This window comes from Curvibacter lanceolatus ATCC 14669 (genome assembly GCF_000381265.1).
Taxonomy (GTDB): Bacteria; Pseudomonadota; Gammaproteobacteria; order Burkholderiales; family Burkholderiaceae_C; genus Curvibacter; species Curvibacter lanceolatus.
Map to the genome: position 1 here is coordinate 45,734 of NZ_KB906257.1, position 23,743 is coordinate 69,476.

Annotated in this window: 16 protein-coding genes; 7 read left to right on the top strand and 9 right to left on the bottom strand. The window is 66.4% G+C overall.

Translation table 11 applies throughout. The features are described 5' to 3' along the window. The 3 genes from F624_RS0110730 to F624_RS0110740 all read right to left on the bottom strand — a co-directional run bounded on the left by F624_RS0110730 (position 1) and on the right by F624_RS0110740 (position 2,270). Positions 1-816, bottom strand: coding sequence for an SDR family oxidoreductase (locus tag F624_RS0110730; protein ID WP_019574304.1), 816 nt, complete (start codon positions 814-816; stop codon positions 1-3). Between the two features lie 64 nt (positions 817-880). Continuing rightward, positions 881-1,048 carry a hypothetical protein gene (locus F624_RS34830; RefSeq protein WP_019574305.1) on the bottom strand — a complete coding sequence of 56 codons (168 nt, stop codon included), beginning with the start codon at positions 1,046-1,048 and terminating at the stop codon, positions 881-883. 10 nt (positions 1,049-1,058) lie between these two features. Beyond that, positions 1,059-2,270 carry an MFS transporter gene (locus F624_RS0110740; protein ID WP_031254696.1) on the bottom strand — a complete coding sequence of 404 codons (1,212 nt, stop codon included), beginning with the start codon at positions 2,268-2,270 and terminating at the stop codon, positions 1,059-1,061. A gap of 122 nt (positions 2,271-2,392) precedes the next feature. Between F624_RS0110740 and F624_RS0110745 the strand changes: the two genes are divergently transcribed. The 4 genes from F624_RS0110745 to F624_RS0110760 all read left to right on the top strand — a co-directional run bounded on the left by F624_RS0110745 (position 2,393) and on the right by F624_RS0110760 (position 9,465). Beyond that, positions 2,393-4,372 carry a DNA topoisomerase IV subunit B gene (locus F624_RS0110745; protein ID WP_031254698.1) on the top strand — a complete coding sequence of 660 codons (1,980 nt, stop codon included), beginning with the start codon at positions 2,393-2,395 and terminating at the stop codon, positions 4,370-4,372. Continuing rightward, on the top strand, positions 4,350-5,222 hold the full coding sequence (locus F624_RS0110750) for a lytic transglycosylase domain-containing protein (RefSeq protein ID WP_019574308.1): 873 nt from the start codon (positions 4,350-4,352) through the stop codon (positions 5,220-5,222). Before F624_RS0110745 ends, F624_RS0110750 begins: the two co-directional genes overlap by 23 nt. Further along, a complete protein-coding gene (parC, locus tag F624_RS0110755) occupies positions 5,219-7,561 on the top strand; it encodes a DNA topoisomerase IV subunit A (protein ID WP_019574309.1) in 2,343 nt (780 codons plus the stop codon). The genes F624_RS0110750 and parC overlap by 4 nt, the downstream gene beginning before the upstream one ends. Before the next feature lie 155 nt (positions 7,562-7,716). Continuing rightward, on the top strand, positions 7,717-9,465 hold the full coding sequence (locus F624_RS0110760; protein ID WP_019574310.1) for a methyl-accepting chemotaxis protein: 1,749 nt from the start codon (positions 7,717-7,719) through the stop codon (positions 9,463-9,465). A 68-nt stretch (positions 9,466-9,533) separates the two neighbouring features. On the opposite strand, the gene F624_RS0110765 is transcribed toward F624_RS0110760, so the two are convergent. The 6 genes from F624_RS0110765 to F624_RS0110790 form a co-directional block, all read right to left on the bottom strand. Then, positions 9,534-9,743, bottom strand: coding sequence for a hypothetical protein (locus F624_RS0110765; RefSeq protein ID WP_019574311.1), 210 nt, complete (start codon positions 9,741-9,743; stop codon positions 9,534-9,536). Then, the gene (locus F624_RS0110770; protein ID WP_019574312.1) at positions 9,740-10,408 is read right to left on the bottom strand and encodes a hypothetical protein; all 669 of its coding nucleotides are present in this window, start codon (positions 10,406-10,408) and stop codon (positions 9,740-9,742) included. The genes F624_RS0110765 and F624_RS0110770 overlap by 4 nt, the downstream gene beginning before the upstream one ends. 186 nt (positions 10,409-10,594) lie before the next feature. Next, the gene (locus F624_RS0110775; protein ID WP_019574313.1) at positions 10,595-11,053 is read right to left on the bottom strand and encodes a RidA family protein; all 459 of its coding nucleotides are present in this window, start codon (positions 11,051-11,053) and stop codon (positions 10,595-10,597) included. A 117-nt stretch (positions 11,054-11,170) separates the two neighbouring features. Further along, positions 11,171-12,073 carry a transglutaminase family protein gene (locus F624_RS0110780; protein ID WP_019574314.1) on the bottom strand — a complete coding sequence of 301 codons (903 nt, stop codon included), beginning with the start codon at positions 12,071-12,073 and terminating at the stop codon, positions 11,171-11,173. Between the two features lie 4 nt (positions 12,074-12,077). Then, positions 12,078-14,708 carry a circularly permuted type 2 ATP-grasp protein gene (locus F624_RS0110785; RefSeq protein WP_019574315.1) on the bottom strand — a complete coding sequence of 877 codons (2,631 nt, stop codon included), beginning with the start codon at positions 14,706-14,708 and terminating at the stop codon, positions 12,078-12,080. A 97-nt stretch (positions 14,709-14,805) separates the two neighbouring features. Then, complete coding sequence (locus F624_RS0110790; protein WP_019574316.1) at positions 14,806-18,318, bottom strand: transglutaminase family protein; 3,513 nt, start codon at positions 18,316-18,318, stop codon at positions 14,806-14,808. Positions 18,319-18,581: 263 nt separating this feature from the next. Here F624_RS0110790 and F624_RS0110795 point away from each other — a divergent pair, with 263 nt between their 5' ends. From F624_RS0110795 to F624_RS0110805, 3 genes are all read left to right on the top strand, one after another. After that, positions 18,582-21,188 (top strand): DNA internalization-related competence protein ComEC/Rec2, encoded by a 2,607-nt coding sequence (locus tag F624_RS0110795; RefSeq protein WP_031254702.1) that lies wholly within the window; start codon positions 18,582-18,584, stop codon positions 21,186-21,188. A 91-nt stretch (positions 21,189-21,279) separates the two neighbouring features. Further along, the gene (locus tag F624_RS0110800; protein ID WP_019574318.1) at positions 21,280-22,725 is read left to right on the top strand and encodes a circularly permuted type 2 ATP-grasp protein; all 1,446 of its coding nucleotides are present in this window, start codon (positions 21,280-21,282) and stop codon (positions 22,723-22,725) included. Positions 22,726-22,738: 13 nt separating this feature from the next. After that, positions 22,739-23,698, top strand: a complete 960-nt coding sequence (locus F624_RS0110805) for an alpha-E domain-containing protein (protein WP_027477126.1) — start codon at positions 22,739-22,741, stop codon at positions 23,696-23,698. Positions 23,699-23,743: the final 45 nt, after the last annotated feature.

Below are 23,743 nucleotides of genomic sequence, written 5' to 3' on the forward strand. Positions count from 1 at the left end.
TCAATGCCCCGGGCGCACGTCGTCGTGCAAGGCCTTGAGGGCCATCTTTTCGACCAGGCCCGGGGCCAGCAGCTTCAGCCAGCGCCCCAGCTTGCCCTGCAGGCTCATGACCACCTCGCGATCGCGCCGTGCCAGGCCGCGCAGGATCAGCTGCGCGCATTCCTCGACTGTCATGGCCTTGTCTTCCTTGAGCCCGCTGCGCCCGGCCGCCTTGCCCTGGGCGTTGTAGCCGCGGGCCCGGATGTCGGTGGCCACCACGCCGGGGTAGGCGGTGGTGACGCTGACGCCGCTGTGGCGCAGCTCGGCCCGCAGGGCCTCGAAGAAGCCGGTCATGGCGAATTTGCTGGCACTGTAGGCGGTGCGGCCCGGCACACCGACCAGGCCGGCCAGCGAGGACACGGCCACGATGCTGCCCTGGGTGGCTTTCAGATGAGGCAGGGCGGCATGCGTGCACCACACGCTGCCCCAGAGGTTGATGCGCATGAGGTCTTCATACCAATGCAGGTCGTTGTCGGCCACGTCTTCGAACAAGGCATGAGCCGACATGCCGGCGTTGTTGATCAGCACATCCAGGCGGCCGAAGCGGGCCACCGTGGCTTCGATCAGGTGCCGGCAGGCTTCTTCGTCCGACACATCGGTGCGCACCACCAGGGTGTCGCAACCATGGCTGGCGCATTGCAAGGCCACTTCGTTGAGCTTGGCGGCGCTGCGCGCGGCCAACACCAGGGCCAGGCCCCGGCCGTGCTGGCGCGCCAGCTGTCTTGCCACTTCGGCCCCGATGCCATCGGAGGCACCGGTCACAACCATGGTCTTCATCCTGTTCCCCTCTTTCCCCTCTGATTCATTGGCGTCGCCTGGGCCCGGCATCCACCGGATGCACTCAGAAACAGGACCAGAGCTGGTTGGCGAGTGTCAATAAGAAATCACCTTGCGCATAGAGGGCAAACACCGCTGCCAACAGGCCCGCCACCAGCACCCAGGCGAGGGCATGGGCGGCGCGGGAGCGCCAGGTGTGCGGCGCTGTTGCTCGGGTCGGGGTGGCTTGCATGACCCGCTGTTCAGGCCATGGCGGGCCGTTGAATGGGGGCTTCGCGCACCGGCAGGTTCACCAGGCCGGCGAAGACGCCCAGGGCAATGGCCAGGTACCAGACGATGTCGTAGCTGCCGGTGCGGTCGTACAGGTAGCCGCCCAGCCAGACCCCCATGAAGGAGCCGATCTGGTGGCTGAAGAAGACAAAGCCCCCCAGCATGGACAGGTGTTGCACACCGAAGATCTGGGCGATGGTGGCATTGGTGGGCGGCACGGTGGACAGCCACAGCGCGCCCATCACGGCCGCGAAAACATACACGCTGGCGGGCGACAGCGGCACCAGCAGAAAAATGCTGATGACCACGGCGCGCGCGAAGTAGATGAAGGCCAGGATGTTCTTCTTGGCCATGCGCTGGCCCAGGGTGCCGGCCATGTAGGTGCCGAACACATTGAACAAGCCAATCAGGGCCAGCGCGTAGCTGGCCACCTGGGGCGACAGGCCCTTGTCCTTCAGGTAGCTGGGCATGTGCACCCCGATGAACACCACCTGGAAGCCGCAGACGAAATAGCCCGCCATCAGCAATTGGAAGCTGGGGTATTTGAAGGCCTCGGTCAGGGCCTGAACCACCGTCTGCTGGCGCTTGATGGGGCTGCCGCTCTGAAATCCCGGCTCGCGCAGACCGAAGGCCAGGGGCACGATCATCAACACCATCAGGCTCAGGGCCAGCAAGGCCTCTTTCCAGCCCAACTGGGCAATCAGCTGACCTTCCACCGGCACCATCAGGAACTGCCCGAACGAGCCTGCCGCGGCGGCCACGCCCATGGCCCAGGAGCGTTTCTCGGCCGAGATCTGCCGCCCCAGCACGCCGTAGATCACGGCATAGGTGGTGCCGGCCTGGGCAGCGCCGATCAATACGCCGGTGGTCAGTGCGAAGCTCAGGGGGCTGGTCGACAGCGCCATGCCTGCCAGGCCCAGGGCATACAGCAGGGCCCCACCCAGCAAGACCTTGAAGGCGCCCAGCCGGTCGGCCACCATGCCGGCAAAGATGCCGCACAGGCCCCAGGACAGGTTCTGGATCGCGATCGCCAAGGCAAAGGTCTGGCGCGGCCAGCCCTGGTCCTGGGTGATGGGTTGCAACCACAGGCCAAAGCCATGGCGGATGCCCATCGACAGGGTGACGATGGCCGCTCCGCAGATCAGAACCTGGGCCATCGATAGATTTTTGGGTTGTGAGCTCATGCGGGAAATGTAGCCAATTCAACGTTTGCTTGCAGATCACCCCGGGGACCGTGACAAAGCTCCGGCCTCGCTCCCTGTATGCACATCCAGTTTGGTCGCCTCTGCGCACTACAATCCGCGCCATGGCAGTCAAACCTACGACCGAATATTCCGAAGGCTCGATCCGCGTCCTGAAGGGGCTTGAACCCGTCAAGCAGCGGCCGGGCATGTACACCCGCACCGACAACCCGCTGCACATCATTCAGGAAGTGCTGGACAACGCCGCCGACGAGGCCCTGGCCGGACACGGCAAGAAGATCAAGGTCACCTTGCACGCCGATGGCTCGGTCAGCGTGGAAGATGATGGCCGCGGTATCCCCTTTGGCCTTCACCCCGAGGAAAACGCCCCCGTGATCGAACTGGTCTTCACCCGCCTGCATGCGGGTGGCAAGTTCGACAAAGGCAAGGGCGGGGCCTACAGCTTCTCGGGTGGCCTGCACGGGGTGGGCGTGAGCGTCACCAACGCCCTGGCGGTGCGCCTGGAAGCCACCTCGTACCGCGAAGGCAAGGTGGCCAAGCTGGTGTTTGCGGCCGGCGACGTGATCGAACCCCTGGTCACTCGCGCGGCCGGCGGTGCGGCCGAAGGCGACCGCAAACAGGGCACCACGGTGCGGGTCTGGCCCGATGCCAAGTACTTCGAGTCGCCCAACCTGCCCATGGGCGAGCTGACCCACCTGCTGCGCAGCAAGGCGGTGCTGATGCCGGGCGTGTCGGTCACGCTGGTGAACGAAAAGACCAAGGAAAGCCAGAACTGGCTGTACAAGGGCGGCCTGCGCGACTACCTGATGCAGACGCTGAACACCGACCCGGTGATCCCCTTGTTTGAAGGCGAGGGCTTTGCTGACGGCAGCAACGACAGCTTTGCCGACGGCGAGGGCGCAGCCTGGGCCGTGGCCTTCACTGAAGAAGGCCAGCCGGTGCGCGAGAGCTACGTCAACCTGATCCCGACCAGCAATGGCGGCACCCACGACAGCGGCCTGCGCGATGGCCTGTTCAATGCCGTCAAGAGTTTCATTGAGCTGCATTCGCTGCTGCCCAAGGGCGTCAAGCTGCTGCCCGAAGACGTGTTTGCGCGGGCCAGCTATGTGCTCAGCGCCAAGGTGCTCGACCCTCAGTTCCAGGGCCAGATCAAGGAGCGCCTGAACTCACGCGATGCGGTGCGCCTGGTGTCGAGCTTTGTGCGGCCGGCGCTCGAGCTGTGGCTCAACCAGCACGTCGAATACGGCAAGAAGCTGGCCGAGCTCGCCATCAAGGCCGCCCAGACCCGCCAGCGTGCAGGCCAGAAGGTGGAGAAGCGCAAGGGCTCAGGCGTGGCCGTGCTGCCCGGCAAGCTGACCGATTGCGAAAGCCGCGACATCGGCCACAACGAGGTGTTCCTGGTCGAAGGCGACTCGGCCGGCGGCAGCGCCAAGATGGGCCGCGACAAGGAGAGTCAGGCCATCCTGCCCCTGCGCGGCAAGGTGCTCAACACCTGGGAGGTCGAGCGCGACCGCCTGTTTGCCAACACCGAAATCCACGACATCTCGGTGGCCATCGGGGTCGATCCGCATGGCCCCAACGACAGCCCCGATCTGTCGGGCCTGCGCTACGGCAAGGTGTGCATCCTGTCGGACGCCGACGTCGACGGCTCGCACATCCAGGTGCTGCTGTTGACGCTGTTCTTCCGCCATTTCCCCAAGCTCATTGAAACCGGCCACGTGTTCGTGGCGCGCCCGCCGCTGTTCCGCGTCGATGCCCCGGCGCGCGGCAAAAAGCCGGCCTCCAAGGTGTATGCCCTGGACGAGGGCGAGCTGGCCTCCATCCTCGACAAGCTGCGCAAGGAAGGCGTGCGCGAAGGCAGCTGGACCATCAGCCGCTTCAAGGGCTTGGGCGAGATGAACGCCGAGCAGCTGTGGGACACCACGCTCAACCCCGACACGCGCCGGCTGCTGCCCGTCCAATTGGGCGATCAGAGCTTTGCCGACACCGAGGGCCTGATCACCAAGCTCATGGGCAAGGGCGAGGCCGCGGCGCGTCGTGAGCTCATGGAACTGCATGGCGATGCGGTCGAGATCGACATCTGAGCCGCGCCGTCTGGCCCGGCTGCTGCTGATCGCCCTGGGGCTGGCCGCCGGCGGGCTGGCGCCGGCCCGCGCCGAGGTGTGGGGCTATGTGGACGCCCGTGGCACCCCGCATTTCGCCGCCGAGCGTCTGGACGATCGCTACGAGCTTTTCTACCGGGGCAATGCCGCGCAAGAGGGGGAGCCAGCCCGGGCCGATACGCCGCGAGCGGTGGCCGTGCCCACGCTGCAGCCCCGGCTGCTGGCCTTTTTCGAGGTGTCGCCGGGCTACAAGCGCGTCAAGCTGCAGATGCGCGAGGCGGCCCAGTTGCACCGCGTCGATTTCGAGCTGCTGCAGGCCCTGATCGCCACCGAGTCGGGCTTTGATGCCAATGCGGTGTCGCCACGCGGCGCCGTCGGCCTGATGCAGGTGATGCCGCCCACTGCCGAGCAGTACGGCGTGCTCGGCGACGCCCGCCAACCGATCGAAAAGCGGCTGACCGACCCACGCGTCAACCTGCAGGCCGGTACGCGTTACCTGCGCCATCTGCTCGACCTGTTCGACAACCGCCTTGAGCTGGCCCTGGCCGCCTACAACGCGGGCGTCAGTGCGGTGCAACGCGCCGGGCAGCAGGTGCCCAACATCCGTGAAACCCAGAACTATGTGCGCACCGTGACCCAGCTGTATGCGCTGCTCAAGCCGCCGCCGCAGGTGCTGGAGCAGCGTCGCAGCCAGGCCCGGCCCCGCCTGGAGTGGCTGCCGGTGCCCGGCGGCGCCATCGGCCGCGCCAACATGATTGAACCCCGTCTTTCCCCGGGCCTGAACGAGTTGTCGTTCGCGCCCCCGCAACCGTCTGCCATCGAGACCCCATGAGTGACCAACCGACCCTAGATTTAGCCTCCGGCGAGAGTGATGACGGCCTGAGCCTGGCCAACTACGCCCAGCGCGCCTACCTGGAATACGCCCTCAGCGTGGTCAAAGGCCGCGCCTTGCCCGATGTGTGCGATGGGCAAAAGCCTGTGCAGCGCCGCATCCTGTATTCGATGGACCGCATGGGCCTGGGCTTCAGCGGCAACACGGCGGCCAAGCCCGTCAAGTGCGCGCGCGTGGTGGGCGATGTGCTGGGCCGCTTCCACCCCCACGGCGACCAGGCAGCCTACGACGCCTTGGTGCGCATGGCGCAGGATTTCAACCAGCGCTACCCGCTGATCGACGGCCAGGGCAACTTCGGCAGCCGCGACGGCGATGGTGCCGCTGCCATGCGTTACACCGAGGCGCGCCTGTCCAAGATCACCAGCCTGCTGCTCGATGAAATCGACGAAGGCACGGTGGATTTCATCCCCAACTACGACGGCTCGACCCAGGAGCCCACGCACCTGCCGGCGCGCCTGCCCTTTGCCCTGCTCAACGGCGCCAGTGGCATTGCCGTGGGCCTGGCCACCGAGATCCCCAGCCACAACCTGCGCGAGGTGGCCGACGCCTGCGTGGCCCTGATCCGCAACCCGCTACTGACCGAAGCCGAGCTGTTCACCCTGGTGCCCGGCCCTGATTACCCGGGCGGCGGCCAGATCATCAGCAGCAGCGCCGACATCGCCGACGCCTACCGCGGCGGTCGCGGCTCGCTCAAGGTGCGGGCACGCTGGAAGATCGAAGACCTGGCGCGCGGCCAGTGGCAACTGGTGGTGACCGAGCTGCCGCCCGGCGTCAGCAGCCAGCGCGTGCTGGAAGAGATCGAAGAGCTGACCAACCCCAAGGTCAAGGCCGGCAAGAAGGCCCTCACACAGGAGCAGACCCAGCTCAAGGCCACGGTGCTGGCCGTGCTGGACGCGGTGCGCGACGAATCCAGCAAGGACGCCCCGGTGCGCCTGGTGTTCGAGCCCAAGACCAGCAAGATCAGCCAGCCCGAGCTGATCACCAGCCTGCTGGCCCACACCAGCCTGGAGACCACCGCCCCGATCAACCTGACCATGATCGGCCTGGACGGCCGCCCGGTGCAGAAGTCGCTGCGCCAGATGTTCGAAGAGTGGATCGAGTTTCGCCAGGGCACCATCAAGCGCCGTTCGCAGTACCGCCTGGACAAGGTGCTGGACCGCATCCACATCCTGGAGGGGCGGCAGTTGGTGCTGCTCAACATCGATGAGGTGATCGCCATCATCCGCCACAGCGACGAGCCCAAGGCCGCGCTGATCGCCCGCTTCAAGCTGTCAGACCGGCAGGCCGAAGACATTCTTGAAATCCGCCTGCGCCAGTTGGCGCGGCTGGAAGCCATCAAGATCGAGCAGGAGTTGTCAGAGCTGCGTGGCGAGCAGCAAAAGCTCGAAGACATCCTGGCCAACCCGGGCTCGCTCAAGCGCCTGATGATCAAGGAGATCGAAGCCGACGCCAAACAGTTTGCCGACCCGCGCCGCACCCTGATCCAGGCCGAGAAGCGTGCGGTGGCCGAAGTCAAGGTGATTGACGAGCCGGTCACCGTGGTGGTGTCCGAAAAGGGCTGGGTGCGGGCCCGCAACGGCCACGGCCATGAGCCCGGCAGCTTTGCCTTCAAGGCCGGTGACGGCCTGTATGGCACCTTTGAGTGCCGCACGGTCGACCTGCTGGTGGTCCTGGGCAGCAACGGGCGCGTGTACTCGGTGCCGGTGTCCACCCTGCCGGGCGCGCGGGGCGACGGCCAGCCCGTCACCACCCTGATCGAGCTCGAAGCCGGCACCCAGCCGGCCCACTACCTTGCCGGGCCGGCCCAGGCCACGGTGCTGCTCAGCAGTTCAGGCGGCTATGGTTTCCTGGCCACGCTGGAGAACCTGGTGTCGCGCAACAAGAGCGGCAAGGCCTTTGTCACGCTGGGTGAAGGCGAGACCGTGTGCAAACCCTCGCACGTGGCCCACAGCAGTGGCGGCCAACCCTTGCTGCCGGCCACCCATGTGGTGTGTGCATCCACCGGTGGCCGCATCCTGACCTTTGAGATCGCCGAGCTCAAGAACATGGAAAAGGGCGGCCGCGGCTTGATGCTGATCGACCTTGAGCCCAAGGACACCTTGGCCGGCGCTGCGGCCTACACCCGCAGCATCCGCATCGCCGGCACCGGCCGCGGTGGCAAGGCCCGGGACGAGACCTTGGAGATCCGTTCGCTCAACAACGCACGTGCTCTGCGCGGGCGCAAAGGCAAGGCAGCCGATCTGGGATTCAAACCGGAAGTGATCACAAGAATTGAGTAAAATTGGCATTTATCAATAAATTTCGATAAATATGATTAAAATCGCTACTGTTAACAAGGTGTAAACCCCGATCTTCACCTTGGCATGGCCATCTGTCTGAATCTTGGGTCTATGCTCACCGGAAGGTCGGCTCACCGGACTCTGAGGAGCGGAACATGAAGATTGCCAATTTGAAGATGGCCACCAAGTTGTGGCTGGCGGTGGCCTTGATCATCGGGGCCCTGTTGGGCGTGATCGGTTTCTCGGCCTACCGCTCTGCGGCGGTCCAGGCCGAGAGCGACCGCCAGACGGCGGCCTATGCGGCGCGCATCGACAAGGCCACGCGTTGGGCGGGCCTGACCCAGGCCAATTCGGCGCGCACCTACTCCATTTTGCTCAGCGCCGATCCTGCACTGGCCGTGGCCTTGAAGGAGGCGATCGCCAACACCACGGCGCAGATTGGCGAATTGCAGAAGGCCATCGAGGCCGTGGCCGATGAGCCCTCAGACAAGGCCCAACTGGCCAAGATCGCGGCCAGCCGCAAGGTGATGCTGGATTTGCGCGAGCAGGGGCGCCAACTGCGGGCCGCAGGGCAGGCCGACGAGGTGGTCCAACTGGCCAATGGCCCCTTCAAAACAGCGTTGGCCACCTACCTGGGCGATCTCAACGACTTTGTCACGCTGCAGCACCAGCATGCCCAGGCAAGCCAGCAGCGCATTGGCGAGTCTCGCCTGTTCACGGTGAAGGTGGCCGCGGTGTGCATCGCCCTCATCGTGATCGCCATCCTGTGGGGCGCCTACGGCCTGATCCGCAGCATCGTGAAGCCGCTGAGCCAGGCCAACCGCCTGGCGGCCCGCATCGCCGAAGGCGATCTGAGCAGCACGCTGGAGACGGATCGGCAGGACGAATTCGGCGAGTTGCTGCGTTCGCTGGTGGCCATGAGTCAATCGCTGGCCCAGACCGTGTCGCGGGTTCGCCAGAGCACCGACAGCATCGCCCTGGCCAGCAGCGAGATCGCCGCCGGCAACAACGACCTGTCGATGCGCACCGAGCAGACCTCGAGCAATCTGCAGCAGAGCGCCTCGGCACTCGACAACCTGACCAACACCGTGCAGCACAGCGCGCAGTCGGCCCAGCAAGCCAGCAGCCTGGCCGCCAGTGCCTCGCTGGTGGCCGAAAAAGGCGGTGCCGTGGTGCAGCAGGTGGTGTCCACCATGGACGAGATCCAGACCAGCAGCAAGCGCATCGCCGACATCATCGGCGTGATCGACGGGATTGCCTTCCAGACCAACATCCTGGCCCTGAACGCCGCGGTCGAAGCCGCCCGTGCCGGCGAGCAGGGTCGGGGCTTTGCCGTGGTGGCCGGTGAGGTGCGCAGCCTGGCCCAGCGCAGCGCCGAAGCTGCTCGTGAGATCAAGACCCTGATCAGCGCCTCGGTCGAGCGGGTCGAAAACGGCACCCGCCTGGTCACCGACGCGGGGCAGACCATGGGCGACATCGTGAGTTCGGTGCGCCGCGTGACCGACATGATTGGCGAGATCACGGCCGCTGCCAACGAGCAAAGCGGTGGCATCGCCAACGTGAACCAGGCCGTGGCCAGCCTGGACCAGATGACCCAGCAGAACGCCGCGCTGGTTGAACAGAGCGCCGCTGCCGCACAAAGCCTGCGTGAACAGGCCGAGCAACTGGCCCAGGTGGTGGGCACCTTCAAGGTGGCCGGGCAGGCCGCCAGCCTGGCCCCGCTGCGAAGCGCGCCGGTCAGGGCGCCCAACATTCAGGTTCCCCAGCCCGCCAAGCCACTGGCCCGTTCGGCCCCTGCGCCGGCCTTGTCGGCGGCCAAGACCGCGAAGGCCCCGGCACCCGCTGCGCCCCGCATTGCGTCGGCTCCGGCTGGCGGGGCTCAGGATGATTGGGAAAGCTTTTGAGTCGATCAGGGCTGGGGAAGGTACAAAAAAGGCGGCTGAAGCCGCCTGTTGGATGTGCCTGCGTGGGATCAGTCCTGCTGCGTGAGGCCGGTCCAACTCGGCGGGATTTCTTGAACCCCACATACATCGGCTGACACCTGCTGGGCCAGCCTTGCCATGCCCACTTCGTCAAGGCCTACAGCCAGAGGCGCTCGGGCCTGATTCGCCATGCGTTCAAGCGCATCCAACTGGTTGTTGGAAATCGGTTGGAAAAATGCGCGTACGGCTTCAAAGTTCATGGCGTCACCTCGATGCGATTATCTTGCAGGTACCGGTTCAGGACAATCCAGGACGAAGAGGCTTCGGCCAGGTCGAATTGCAACTGGCAGTAGTCCCCATGGCGTGCCCAGGCCAGGGCACCTCCGGGTTTTGCCAGCACCTGTGAGACCCGTTGGTGGGGATAAAGCACCTGCAGCTTGTGTAACGGGATGGGGCCATCAAAACCGAGCAGAGGCCACACCAGGTAACCGTTCAGGTAGTCCCTCGGATGATCGGGATTCAGCGTGCTGGCATTGCCGGCGGCAGATACCGCCACATGGGCAAATTGTCCGGTTCGTTGGGCCTCATAGAGCTCGATGGCCAGGCTTCGGACGCCGATTTTCTGGCGCTGGAGTTCCACCGGAAGTTCAAAGACCACGTTCTGGATGAACAGTGAAGGCTGGGTGGTGTGCCCATGTTGAAGAATGCGGCGCACCATCTCACCGCGGATGAAGGGGCCTGTCGCGACCAGTTCGAAGCCGATGCCCTTCCAGTACGAGACCGTGACCGTGGATTGTGTGGGTGCGCCTGAAAGCCTTGCAATGCGGTGCAGGTCTCCGTCAAACCAGTGGGTGACGGTTTTGTCTGTCAGGTCTTTGACGGTGACCGTTGTGGCGTCGAAATACTGCTTTGTCAGGGCGTCCAACGATGCTGCTCCCTCGTGAGAAGCGCAGTCTAGGGAGTTGCGATCCTGGTGACGGCACGCAACGGTTCTGATTAAACAAAGGTGCGCGATGGCACCTGGCGGATGCTGTTTTTCGATGCTGAATGGCGCGATAGGGCGAAAAAAAGCCGGCCGCTTTCACGGGCCGGCTTCTGATGGTTGGCTCGTTTACTCGATCTCGGCAATCAGCTCGATCTCGACGCAGGCACCCATCGGGATCTGGGCCACGCCGAAGGCGCTGCGGGCGTGAGCGCCGCGCTCGCTGCCGAACACTTCGCCCAGCAGTTCGCTGGCGCCATTGGTGACCAGGTGCTGTTCGGTGAAGTCGGGGCTGGAGTTGACCAGGCTCATCACCTTGACGATGCGCTTGACCTTGTTCAGGTCACCCACGGCGGCGTGCAGGGTGCCCATCAGGTCGATGGCCACGGCACGGGCAGCGGCCTTGCCTTCTTCAGTGCCGATGTTGCGGCCGAACTGACCGACCCAGGGCTTGCCGTCTTTCTTGGCGATGTGGCCCGAGAGGAAGACCAAGTTGCCGGTCTGCGCAAAGGGCACATAGGCCGCAGCCGGGGCGGACACGGGCGGCAGTTGGATGTTCAGCGCTTGCAGCTTGTCGTAAATGCTCATGAAAAGGCGTCCTGAAAAGTAGAGGGGCAGAGGGGCCGGCCGAGGCCGAAAGCCGCATTGTGCCGTTTCTCTACCGCGACCCCACCTTCTGTCTGGCTTCTTCGCCTTGAAAAGAAGTTATTGAATTTCCAACGGTTCCACCGTCACCGCCACGTTCAGGCGGTGATTGGCCCCACCATGGATCACCCCGCGCATGGGCGACACGTCGGCGTAGTCGCGGCCGATGGCCAGGGTCACATAGTCTTCGCCCGGTGAGCGGTTGTTGGTGGGGTCGAAGTCGAACCATTGGCCCAGAGCACCATCCTCACCGGGTGAGTACACCGCCACCCAGGCGTGCGAGGCATCGCTGCCCACCAGGCGGGGCTGGCCCGGTGGCGGCGTGGTCAGCAGGTAGCCGCTCACATAGCGGGCCGGCAGGCCCAGGCCGCGCAGGCAGGCGATCATGATGTGCGCGAAGTCCTGGCACACGCCCTTGCGCTGGGCCAGGGCCTCCACCGCAGGGGTGTTGATCTCGGTGCTGTTGGAGGCGTAGGTGAAGTCTTCGAAGATGCGCTGCATCAGTGACTGGGCCCCATCGAGCACGCTGACGCCAGCCCCGAAGCTCGGGCGGGCGTAGGCCAGAAAATCGTCGTGCCGCGGCACATAGGCCGACGGAAACACGAACTCGGCGGCCGGGTCGTAGCGGCCACCGGCGCGGTAGCGGAAGCGTTCGCGCACCTGTTCCCAGGGCAGGCTGCCTTCCGGGCCCAGGGGCGGCTGCGGTGGCTCGCGGGTCTCGACCACACTGTGGGCGAGCACGCACAGTTCGTCGTGGGCGGTCTGCAGCGAGAAGAAGGCGCGGGCGTTGCCGAACACGTCCCGGGTTTCGCTGGTTTGCGCGGCCTCGGGCTGGATCTCCAGCCGGTGGCTGACCAGGGTCTGGGTGGCCGTCTGCAGTGGCTTCAGGTGGGCCATGTGCTGAGCGGTCTCTACCTGGGGCGTGTAGTCGTAGCGGGTCTCGTGGGTGATGCCGAGTCGCATGGCTTCAGGCTCCCAGGCTTTGCCGTGCTTCGCCCGAGTGGGTGAAGTACTGGGCGCTGATTTCGTCAGAGATGTTGTAGGCCGCGCCGGTGCACAGGGCCAGCAGCTCGGCCAGCGGCGGCTGGGTGTCGCTGGGCTCCTGGCGGCCCTCATCGCCACACAGCTGCTCCAGGCTCCAGATGTCGGGGTTGGGGATCAGCAGTGACAGGGTGCTGAGCTGCCCCGGTGCACTGCCGGCCAGGCGGGCCAGCCGGCCGCGCAGGGTCTGGGCCACCCAGGCCAGCGAGCGGGGGTTGTCCCGGTCCATCACCAGCAGATCGAGCAGGGCGGGCAGTTCGCGGCTTTGCTGGAACTGGGCGTGGAAGGTGATGGTGCTGTCAAACAGGGCCAAGGTGGCCTCGAAGCCGGCATCGTCGTGCAGGGCCCCAGCCTTGAGGCCCAGCGACAGCGCCGAGGCCAGGAAGGCCAGGCGTTCGATGTGGCGTCCGATGGACAGCAGACGCCAGCCGTCGTCACGGGTCATGCGGTCGGTCTGTGCCCCGGTGATGGCGGCCAGGTGGCCGCTGGTGATTTCCAGGGTCTGCAGGGCATCGGCCGAGCCGACCGCGCCTGTCGAGGCCGCCGCCTTGCAGCGGCTGAAGAACTCTTCTTCGGCCTGCGTGATGACGTTCCAGTGCTCTTGCGACAGCCGTTCGCGCACCGCCGAGGCCGAATGCCGCAAGGCGCGCAGGTTGAAGCCCACGCTGCTGGCGTGGCTGGTTTTGTCCAGGCCGTCGATCAGCGAGCGCTCGAACACGCGGCGGGCCTGGGTGGCGGGCGGCACACTGGGCAGCACCAACCCGCCTAGCACGGCCATGTCGCTGAGCCAGGCCAGCAGGGGTTGGGCAGACTGGTCGTCACCGTTCAGGCAGGCGAGCGTGAGGCGGGCCAGACGCAGTGTGTTCTCGGTGCGCTCGGTGTAACGGCCCAGCCAGAACAGGTTCTCGGCCGCACGGCTGGTGACCAGGCGCTTGCGCTGCACCACGGCGGCCACGCCCGGGTGGGGGTTGAGCAGGCTGGTGCTGTCCACGCGCCCCTCGGTCTGCACCCACACGTCGGCACTGCTGCCGCCGCGCTGCATCGAGGCGATCTCGGCGTTGGCGCTGGCAATGCGGGCCATGCCGCCCGGCAGCACGCGCCAGGAGGCCGGGCCGTCGGCCACCGCGAACACGCGCAGCATCACCGAACGGCGAGCCAGCCGGCCCTCGCCCTTGACCTGACGCCACACCGGGATCTGCGACAGGGGCAGGCGCTGTTGCACCGTGTGCTCGTCACTCTGGCGCAGGATGCGGCCTGCCCATTCATCGAGCTGGCGCTGCGACAGGGTGGGGCCCGAGACCGATTCGAACCAGTGCCGGCCGGCACTGGCGGCGTAGGTGGGCTTGATCACCGATTCGCCCAGCAGGGGCAGGGCGTCTTCCAGGGCGGCGCGCTCGCCGCACCACCAGGTGGGCAGCGCCGGCAGCAGCAACTCTTCGTTGAGCAGGTGCCGCGCCAGGGCCGGCAGAAAGCCCAGCAAGGCCGGGGATTCGAGGAAGGCCGAGCCCGGGGTGTTGGCGACCAGCACGTTGCCGGCGCGGATCGCCTGCAGCAGGCCGGGTACGCCCAGGGTGGAGTCGGGGCGCAGCTCCAGCGGGTCGAGGAACTCGTCGTCCAGGCGCTTGAGCAGGCCGTGCACGGGCTTGAGTCCCTGCAGGGTCTTGAGGTACAGGCGCTGGTCGCGCACGGTCAGGTCGCTGCCTTCGACCAGCGTGAGGCCCAGGTAGCGCGCCAGGTAGGCGTGCTCAAAGTAGGTTTCGTTGTAGGGGCCCGGGGTCAGCAGGGCGATGTGGGAATCGGCGCCGGCCGGGCTCATGGCCTTCAGGCCTTCGATGAGCGCTCGGTAGGTGGCGGCCAGGCGCTGCACCTGCATGGCCTCGAAAGCCTGCGGGAACTGGCGCGACACGGCCAGCCGGTTTTCCAGCAGGTAGCCCAGGCCCGAGGGGGCCTGGGTGCGCTGGGACACCACCCACCAGTTGCCGTCGGGGCCACGCGCCAGGTCGAAGGCGGCAATGTGCAGGTGGCTGCCGCCCACGGGCTTCACGCCCTTCATGGCGCGCAGATAGCCTGGGTGGCCTTGCACCAGTGCGGCCGGCAGCAGGCCGCTGGACAGCAGGTGCTGGGGGCCGTACACATCAGCCATCACCCGGTCGAGCACGCGCACGCGCTGCAGCACGCCGGCTTCGATCTGTTGCCAGCTCTCGGGGTTGATGATCAGGGGGAACAGGTCCAGTGACCAGGGCCGCTGCGGGCCTGAGGCGTCGGCATAGACGTTGTAGGTGACGCCGTTGTCCCGGATCTGGCGCTTGAGGCTGGCCTCGCGGTGGTCCAGATCGGCCAGGCCCTCGCTGCCCAGGTGTTTGAAGAAGTCGCTCCAGGGGCCGGTGAAGCCGGGGGGCGGGGCGTCGTCGTCCACTTCGATCGACTGGGCCGCCTGGGCTTCCTCGCCGCGCAATTCGTCGTAATGGCCGCTGGTGGCGGGCAGCACCAGATCACCCGCCTGCAGGGGCGGGCGTGTGTCGGCGGTTTCGGACGAGAGGGGAGAGGTAGGTTCCACGGGCGTTATTGTCCCATGAGCGGCTTGTTGAACTGATGCAAGTCATGAAACCGTCATGCTGTTGAGGCAAGACGATTTCACGAAACATCAGGGCAACTCAGCGCCGCAGGTCCAGCGTGAATGGGAATTCACGGCTGCCCGGCACGCCCACGGTGGCTTCGGGCACATGCAGCGTGCCCGGGGTGTGGCCCATGCGGAAGAAGCGCGACAGGCGGCGGCTTTCGGCCTCGTAGGCGTTCACCGGGAAGGTCACGTAATTGCGACCGCCCGGGTGGGCCACGTGGTACTGGCAGCCTCCGACCGAGCGCTTCATCCAGCTGTCGACGATGTCGAACACCAGGGGCGCATGCACGCCGATGCTGGGGTGCAGGGCCGAGGGCGGGTTCCAGGCCTTGTAACGCACGCTGGCGACAAACTCGCCTTCGACGCCGGTGGGCTGCAGCGGCAGCGGCCGGCCGTTGACGGTGACCACATGGCGGGCATCGTTGAAGCCGCTCACGTGCACCTCGATGCGCTCCAGCGACGAATCGACGTAGCGCACCGTGCCGCCAGCCGAGCCCTCCTCGCCCATCACGTGCCAGGGTTCCAGCGCGTTGCGCAGGGTCAGCTCGATGCCCATGGATTGCACGTTGCCCACCAGCGGGAAGCGGAACTCGAAGTGCGGGGCAAACCAGGCGTCGTCAAACGCATAGCCGGCCTGGCGCATCTCGGCCATCACGTCGTTGAAGTCCTGCCGCACAAAGGTGGGCAGCAGCCAGCGGTCATGCAGCTGGGTGCCCCAGCGGGTGACGGGTGCCTTGTACGGCTGCTTCCAGAAGCGGGCGATCAGGGCACGCAGCAGCAGTTGCTGGGCGATGCTCATGCGGGCATGCGGCGGCATCTCGAAGGCGCGCAGTTCCAGCAGGCCCAGGCGGCCGGTGCTGCTGTCGGGCGAGTACATCTTGTCGATGCAGAACTCGCTGCGGTGGGTGTTGCCGGTGACGTCGACCAGGATGTTGCGCAGCGTGCGGTCCACCAGCCAGGGCGGCATGTCCTGGCCGTACAGCTCGCGGTTGCGCTCGATCTCGCGCAGCGCGATCTCGAGTTCGTAGAGCTGGTCGTTGCGGGCTTCGTCCACGCGCGGGGCCTGGCTGGTCGGGCCGATGAACATGCCCGAGAACAGATAGCTCAGCGAGGGGTGGTTGTGCCAGTACAGGATCAGGCTGGCCAGCAGTTCGGGCTTGCGCAGGAAGGGGCTGTCGGCCGGGGTGGCGCCGCCCAGCACAAAGTGGTTGCCGCCCCCGGTGCCGGTGTGCCGGCCGTCGGTCATGAACTTCTCGGCCGTCAGGCGCGATTCGAAGGCCGCCTGGTACAGGAACTCGGTGTGCTGCACCAATTGCTTCCAATTGTGCGCCGGGTGGATGTTGACCTCGATCACGCCCGGGTCCGGGGTGACCTGCAGCAGCTTCAGGCGCGGGTCGCGCGGCGGCGGGTAGCCTTCCAGCACGATCTGCACGCCCAGTTGCTCGGCCGTGGCCTCGACGGCGGCCAGCAGGTCCAGGTAGTCCTCCAGCCGCGACAGCGGGGGCATGAAGACGTACAGCAGGCTGGAGTTGACGCTGGCGGCCTCGACCTTGGGCCCGTTGGCGCGCGCCGGGTTGCGGGCTTCGACGCACAGCGCGGTGCGGGTGATCTCGTGGGCCGAGGTGCCGCGGGCTGGGGCCATCTCCCAGCGGCCGGGTTGGGGCTGGCCGGTGCGGGTGGCGGCTTCGCCGTCGCCCTGTCCGGCAGCGCCAGCCTGGCCGGTCCCCAGGCCCTGGGCGCGGCGTTGGGCTTCGCCCGGGCTGGCCGTGCCAGCCAGATAGGGCACGCCGCGCAGGTCGGTGCTGCCACTGGCGTAGCGGCTGTGCAGGGCCTGGGCGGCCGGCAGGGCCGAGCGTGGGGCCATCGGGTCGGTTTCGACCATGTAGGGGTACTCGGCGCTGCTGACCCAGGGCAGCGAGTCCAGCGGCAGGCGGTAGCCCATGGGCGAGTCGCCCGGGATCAGGTACATGCGCTCGTCGCGGAAGAACCAGGGCCCGGTCTGCCAGCGGGGGCCGACCATGGCCGGGTTGTCGGCGTCGGGGTTCACATCGAGTGGCAGCACATAGCCCACCACCGAGTCGAGCTTCTGGTCGAACACGCGGCGCAGGCGCACGCGCTCCATCTCGTCGTCGAGCTTGGAGTTGAAGGGGTCGACGTTGACCGGCAGGCGGCGCTCGCGCCACAGGTAGTACCAGGTGTCTTCGTAGCCCGCTTCGATGTACTGGTCGGTCATGCCCAGCTTGCCGGCCAGGGTGCTGGTGAAGCGCTGGGCGTCGGCGGCGGTGTAGTGGGCGGTGACGCGCTCATCGGCGAACAGGGCCGGGTTGTTCCAGACCGGCTGACCATCGGCGCGCCAGCAGATCGACAGGGCCCAGCGCGGCAACTGCTCGCCCGGGTACCACTTACCCTGGCCGAAGTGCAGAAAGCCGCCCTGGCCGTATTCATCACGCAGCTTGTGCACCAGCTCGGTGGCGTAGGCGCGCTTGGTGGGGCCCAGAGCGTCGGTGTTCCATTCGGCGCCTTCGCGGTCGTCGGTGGCAACATAGGTGGGTTCGCCACCCTGGGTCAGGCGCACGTCGCCCGCCACCAGTTCCGCATCCACTGCGTCGCCCAGGGCCAGCACGCGGGCCCATTGCTCGTCGGTGTAGGGCATGGTGACGCGCGGCGATTCGTAGATGCGCGTGACTTCCATGTGGTGGCTGAATTCGACCTCGCACTTGTCCACCGCGCCTTCAACGGGCGCCGCGCCCGAGGGCTGCGGCGTGCAGGCCAGCGGAATGTGGCCTTCACCGGCCAGCAGGCCCGAGGTGGGGTCCAGGCCGATCCAGCCGGCACCGGGCAGGTAGACCTCGCACCAGGCGTGCAGGTCGGTGAAGTCGACCTCAGTGCCGCTGGGGCCGTCCAGGGCCTTGACGTCGGGCTTGAGCTGGATCAGGTAGCCCGACACGAAGCGCGCTGCCAGGCCGCAGTGGCGCATCAATTGCACCAGCAGCCAGCCCGAGTCGCGGCAGGAGCCTGAGGCATTGCCCAGGGTCTCTTCGGGCGTCTGCACGCCAGGCTCCATGCGGATCAGGTAGCGGATGTCGTTTTGCAGTTTCTGGTTGAGGCGCACCAGGAAGTCGATGGTGCGGCACTCGCTGCGGTCGATCTCGGCCAGGTACTTCTTCAGCAGCGGGGTGGGGGCCTCGGTGACGAGGTAGGGCGCCAACTCTTGCTTGACCAGTTCTTCGTACTGGAACGGGAAGTTCTCGGCCGCGGGCTCCAGGAAGAAGTCAAACGGGTTGTACACCGCCATCTCGACCACCAGGTCGACCGTGACCTTGAATTCGGTGGTGGGGTTGGGGAAGACCAGGCGGGCCTGGTAATTGGCAAACGGGTCTTGCTGCCAGTTGATGAAGTGGTTTTCGGGTTCGATGCGCAGCGAATAGGAAATGACCTTGCTGCGGCAGTGCGGTGCCGGGCGCAGCCGGACCACCTGGGGGCCCAGGTTGACGGGCCGGTCGTAGCGGTAGTGGGTGACGTGGTTCAGTGCAGCGTGGATCGACATTCGTCTTGTCTCTCTGGCAAATGTGCCGGGAAACGGCCACCTCGGGTTGGCGGCCTCAAGGATCATCCTAGCAAGAGCCGCGCCACTGTGTGTGTCAATTCGGGGGAGTTGGCCCACTTCTTTTGATCTGATGCACTCTTGTAACCCCAGTTTCACGACGGGGCAGGACCAGCGGCCCGACTGGCAGCGCCGAGGGGGCATCAAATGCACGGGCGCCACTTGTGGGCAGGGCCGGCTGGCGGTGGGTGTGTCTAGCATGCTTCATGAGCTGGATGTCTCGGCATGAGTCTGCGTCGCTGCGCCTGCGGCGCGAGGCCGGTGCCCGCTGGCGCCTGCCCTGGCGTGGCTGGGGGGCGTTGGGGCTGGGGGTGTTGGGTGGCACTGTGCTGCAGGTTCAGCAGGCTTGGCTGTCGGCGTCCGCTCTTTACGGTGCGGTGCTGTGTTTGGGGCTGTGCGGGTTGGCGGGTGTGGCCCTGATGCCACGACGTGCCGGGTGGGTCTGGCTGGCACTGGTGGGGGCTCTGGCGGGTGCGGTGGCCTGGGGTGGGGCGGGGCTGCGGGCTGCTCAGTTGCTGCAGCAGGCGCTGGCGCCCGAATTGGAAGGGCGCGACCTGGTGCTGGTGGGGCGGGTGGCCAGCTTGCCGCAGTCGGGGGATTGGGGGTGGCGCTTTGTCCTTCAGGTGGAGGCGGCCACCCTGCTCGGCAGGCCGGTGGCGGTGCCGCCCGATGTGCTGCTGGGGTGGAATCCGTCACAACATCCGGCCAGCTTTGGGGGTGATGACGACCCGGATGACGGACGTGATCTGGTGGATGGGCTTGTGGGGGTTGAGGGGCTGCCAGGTTCGGGCGACGCTGTCAGTGCGTCCGGCCCCAGGCCCGATGGGCCCGTGCCAGGCCAACGATGGCGCTTCACGGCACGCCTCAAGCGCGTGCATGGTGCGCGCAACCCCGGGGGCTTTGACTACGAACTCTGGCTTTGGGAGCAAGGCATCCTGGCCACAGGCTGGGTGCGCGCCCGCTCGGCGTCGGAGGCGCCGCGCCTGCTGGCGCACACCGCGGCCTACCCGGTCGAGCGGCTGCGGCATCGGGTGCGTGAGGCCATCGTGGCCAAGCTGGGCCCTGCTGCCGGCCCCGGGGCCGGCGTTGGCGCCGGGGTGGTGGTGGCCCTGGTCACCGGGGACCAGCGATCCATCCGCCGCGAAGATTGGGTGCTGTTCCGGCAGACCGGCGTGGCGCACCTGATGAGCATCTCGGGGCTGCACATCACCTTGCTGGCCTGGCTGTCGGCGCGCGGGCTGGGCTGGCTCTGGCGTCAGACGGCGCGCTGGCCTGGTGCCTGGGCGCGGGCCTGCCTGTGGTGTCCGGCGCCGGTCCTGGGGCGTTGGGCGGGGGTGCTGGTGGCCCTGGGGTATTCGGTGTTTTGTGGCTGGGGCATTCCGGCCCAGCGCACCGTGGGCATGCTGGTTTTGGTCTGTGCCCTGCAGTGGGGCGGGCGGCGCTGGCCCTGGCCCAGCCTGTGGTCGATGATGGTGGCCTTGGTCTTGTTGTGGGACCCCTGGGCTTGCCTGCAACCGGGCTTCTGGCTCAGCTTTGTGGCGGTGGGCATTCTGTTTGCCACGGATGTGGGGCGAGCCGCGAACCCGGCGGCGCCGGCCACGGCGCTGCCTCGAAAGGCGCTTGGCCTGGTGCTGGGGCTGTTGCGTGAGCAGGGGGTGCTGGGCCTGGCCCTGGCCCCGCTGAGCCTGTTGCTCTTCGGCCAGGTGTCGGTGGTCGGCCTGGTGGCCAATCTGGTGGCCGTGCCTTGGGTGACGGCGGTGGTCACGCCGCTGGCTCTGCTGGGCTGCGTGTTTTCACCGCTGTGGGGGTTGGCTCAGCAGGCGCTGCAGTTGTTGTTGTGGGGGCTGCAGTGGATGGCGCAATGGCCGGGGGCCACCTGGTCGACGGCCGTCGCGCCGGTCTGGGCGGCCTTGGCGGGTGGGCTGGGTGGCTTGCTGTGCGTCGGCCCCTGGCCCGCGGCCTGGCGCTGCCTGGGTCTGCCTTTGATGGTGCCTGTATTGCTGTGGCAGGTGCCCGGGCCTGCGCCAGGGCGCTTTGAGTTGCTGGCCGTGGACGTGGGGCAGGGAACGGCCGTGTGGCTGCGCACGGCCACACAGGGGCTGTTGTACGACGCAGGGCCCCGCTATTCGCCTGGCAGCGATGCCGGCGAGCGGGTGTTGGTGCCCTTGCTGCGGGCGCAGGGGGCCAACCTGAACACCCTGGTGCTCAGCCACCGGGATACCGACCACACCGGCGGGGCGGCTGCGGTGTTGCAGGCCTATCCCCAGGCCACGTTGCGGGCCTCATGGAACGGGGTGGATGCAGGGATGGGACGCCCGGCCCGACCTTGTGTGGCGGGTGAGCGCTGGCTGTGGGATGGCGTTCGTTTTGAGGTCTTGCACCCCGTGGCGGCAGAGCTCAAGCCCGGGGCGCGCAGCAATGCGCTCAGCTGCGTGTTGCGGGTCGAGGATGCGCAGGGGCGCACCGCTTTGCTGACCGGCGACATCGAGCGGGATCAGGAGCGCGCCCTGCTGGCCCGCGGCGCGGCCTTGCGGGCCGACTTCCTGTTGGTGCCGCACCACGGCAGCAGCACCTCCTCCAGCGAAGAATTCCTGCAGGCTGTGCAACCATTCGTGGCGGTGGTGCAGGCCGGTTACCGCAACCGCTTCGGTCACCCGGCCGAGCGGGTGATGGCCCGGTATGCGGCACTGAACATCGCCCGGGCGTCTACCCCCGAGTGTGGGGCGGTGCATTGGTCCAGCGCCGAGCCCGCCCGCTGGGCCTGCCAACGCACGCTGGATCGCCGCTACTGGCATTGGCCGCAGTTACCTTGATACGAAAAATTTGCCATTTGGATCAGCGCTGTGCACAAAACAAGTGCAGATTGGGCCCGGAAATTGCTATGCTGAAAGCAGGAGATGGTCCATGCTGAAATTTGACGAGATGTACACCCGTTTGCCCATCGCGGGCAGCCCCGTGCGAACCCACTACGAGGCGTATGAGCGTTGGCTGGCACGACAGCCGGCCGAGATGATGAAAGCCCGGCGTGAAGAAGCAGAGATGATCTTCCGCCGCGTCGGCATCACCTTTGCGGTCTACGGCGCCAAGGATGAAGACGGTGCAGGCACCGAGCGCCTGATCCCCTTCGACCTGATTCCGCGCATCATCCCGGCGCACGAATGGCAGTCGATGGAAAAAGGCCTGGTCCAGCGGGTCACCGCCCTGAACCGCTTCATCCACGACGTCTACCACGATCAGGACATCATCCGTGCCGGCGTCATTCCGGCCGATCAGATCCTGAACAACGCACAGTTCCGCAGTGTGATGATGGGCGTCGATGTGCCCAACAACATCTACTCGCAAATTTCGGGCATCGACATCGTCCGGGCCCCCAATGCCAATGGCGACGGCGAGTACTACGTGCTCGAAGACAATCTGCGCGTGCCCAGCGGCGTGAGCTACATGCTCGAAGACCGCAAGATGATGATGCGGCTGTTCCCCGACCTGTTCAGCCAGCACCGCGTGGCCCCGGTGGCGCATTACCCCGATCTGTTGCTGGAAACCCTGCGTGCCTCGGCGCCACCGGCCACGGCCGAGCCCACGGTGGTGGTGCTCACGCCCGGCATGTACAACAGCGCCTATTTTGAGCATGCCTTCCTGGCCCAGCAGATGGGCGTGGAGCTGGTCGAAGGCCAGGACCTGCTGGTGAAGGATGACTTCGTGTGGATGCGCACCACCCGCGGCCTCAAGCGGGTGGATGTGATCTACCGCCGGGTGGACGACGATTTCCTCGACCCGCAGGTGTTCCGCCCCACGTCCACGCTGGGCTGCGCCGGGCTCATGAATGCCTACCGCGCCGGCAACGTGGCAATCTGCAATGCCGTGGGCACTGGCGTGGCCGACGACAAGTCGATCTACCCCTACGTGCCCAAGATGATCGAGTTCTACCTTGGCGAAAAACCGATCCTGAACAACGTGCCCACCTACATGTGCCGCAACAAGGACGAGCTGCAGTACACCCTGGACAACCTCAAGGACCTGGTGGTCAAGGAGGTGCATGGTGCGGGGGGCTACGGCATGCTGGTCGGCCCGGCCGCGACCAAGGCCGAGATCGAAGAGTTCCGCGCCGCGGTGCTGGCCAACCCCAGTGGCTACATCGCCCAGCCCACGCTCAGCCTGTCGAGCTGCCCGACCTTCGTCGAGTCCGGCATCGCGCCGCGCCACATCGACCTGCGGCCCTTCGTGCTGTCGGGCAAGACGGTGCAGATGGTGCCCGGCGGCCTGACCCGCGTGGCCCTGAAAGAAGGCTCTCTGGTCGTCAACTCGTCGCAGGGCGGGGGCACCAAGGACACCTGGATTCTGGAAGTTTGAGAGGGGATATTGAATGCTGTCGAGAACCGCTGACCATTTGTTCTGGATGTCCAGGTACACCGAGCGGGCTGAGAACACGGCCCGCATGCTGGATGTTAATTACCAGACCTCCCTGTTGCCCCAGTCGGCTGCCGTGGCCCAGGTGGGCTGGCAGGGCCTGCTGTCCATCAGCGAGTTGCTGCCGTCCTACCAGGCCTTGTATGGCGAGGTGACGCCTGCACGCGTGCTGGAGTTCATGGTCAAGGACGAGGACAACCCGTCGTCCATCATGTCCTGCCTGCGTGCGGCGCGCGAGAACGCCCGTGCGGTGCGCGGCTCGCTCACCACCGAGGCCTGGGAAATCCAGAACCAGACCTGGCTGGAGGTCAACCGCATGCTGCGCCAAGGCGATTTCGAGCGCGACCCGGGCCAGTTCTTCGAGTGGGTGAAGTTCCGTTCACACCTGTCTCGTGGCGTCACCGTGGGCACCATGCTGATGGACGAGGCCTTGCATTTCATGCGCCTGGGCACCTTCCTGGAGCGGGCCGACAACACGGCACGCCTGGTCGATGTGAAGTTCCATGCCGTGCAGAGCGACTTCTTCGGTGCCGCCAGCGAGAAGGACCAAGAGTATGACTTCTACCACTGGAGCGCCATTCTGCGCAGCGTGTCGGCGTTCGAGATCTATCGCAAGGTGTACCGCGACGTGATCAAGCCCGAGCGCGTGGCTGAGTTGCTGATCCTGCGTGCCGACATGCCACGCTCGCTGCATGCCAGCCTCAATGAGGTGGTGCAGAACCTGGAGATGGTGTCCAACGACCAGTCGGATGAGACGCGTCGGCGCGCTGGCAAGCTGCGCGCCGATCTGCAATACGCCCGCATCGACGAGATCCTGGCCACCGGGCTGCATGCCTTCCTGACCCAGTTCCTGGACCGGGTCAATGAGCTGGGTGCGCGCATCAGCCGCGACTTCCTGATCCCGGCGGCGGCCTGATGGCCTGCGAGCCCTGCGGGGCTCCGTCGTGAGCCCCCGGCTCCG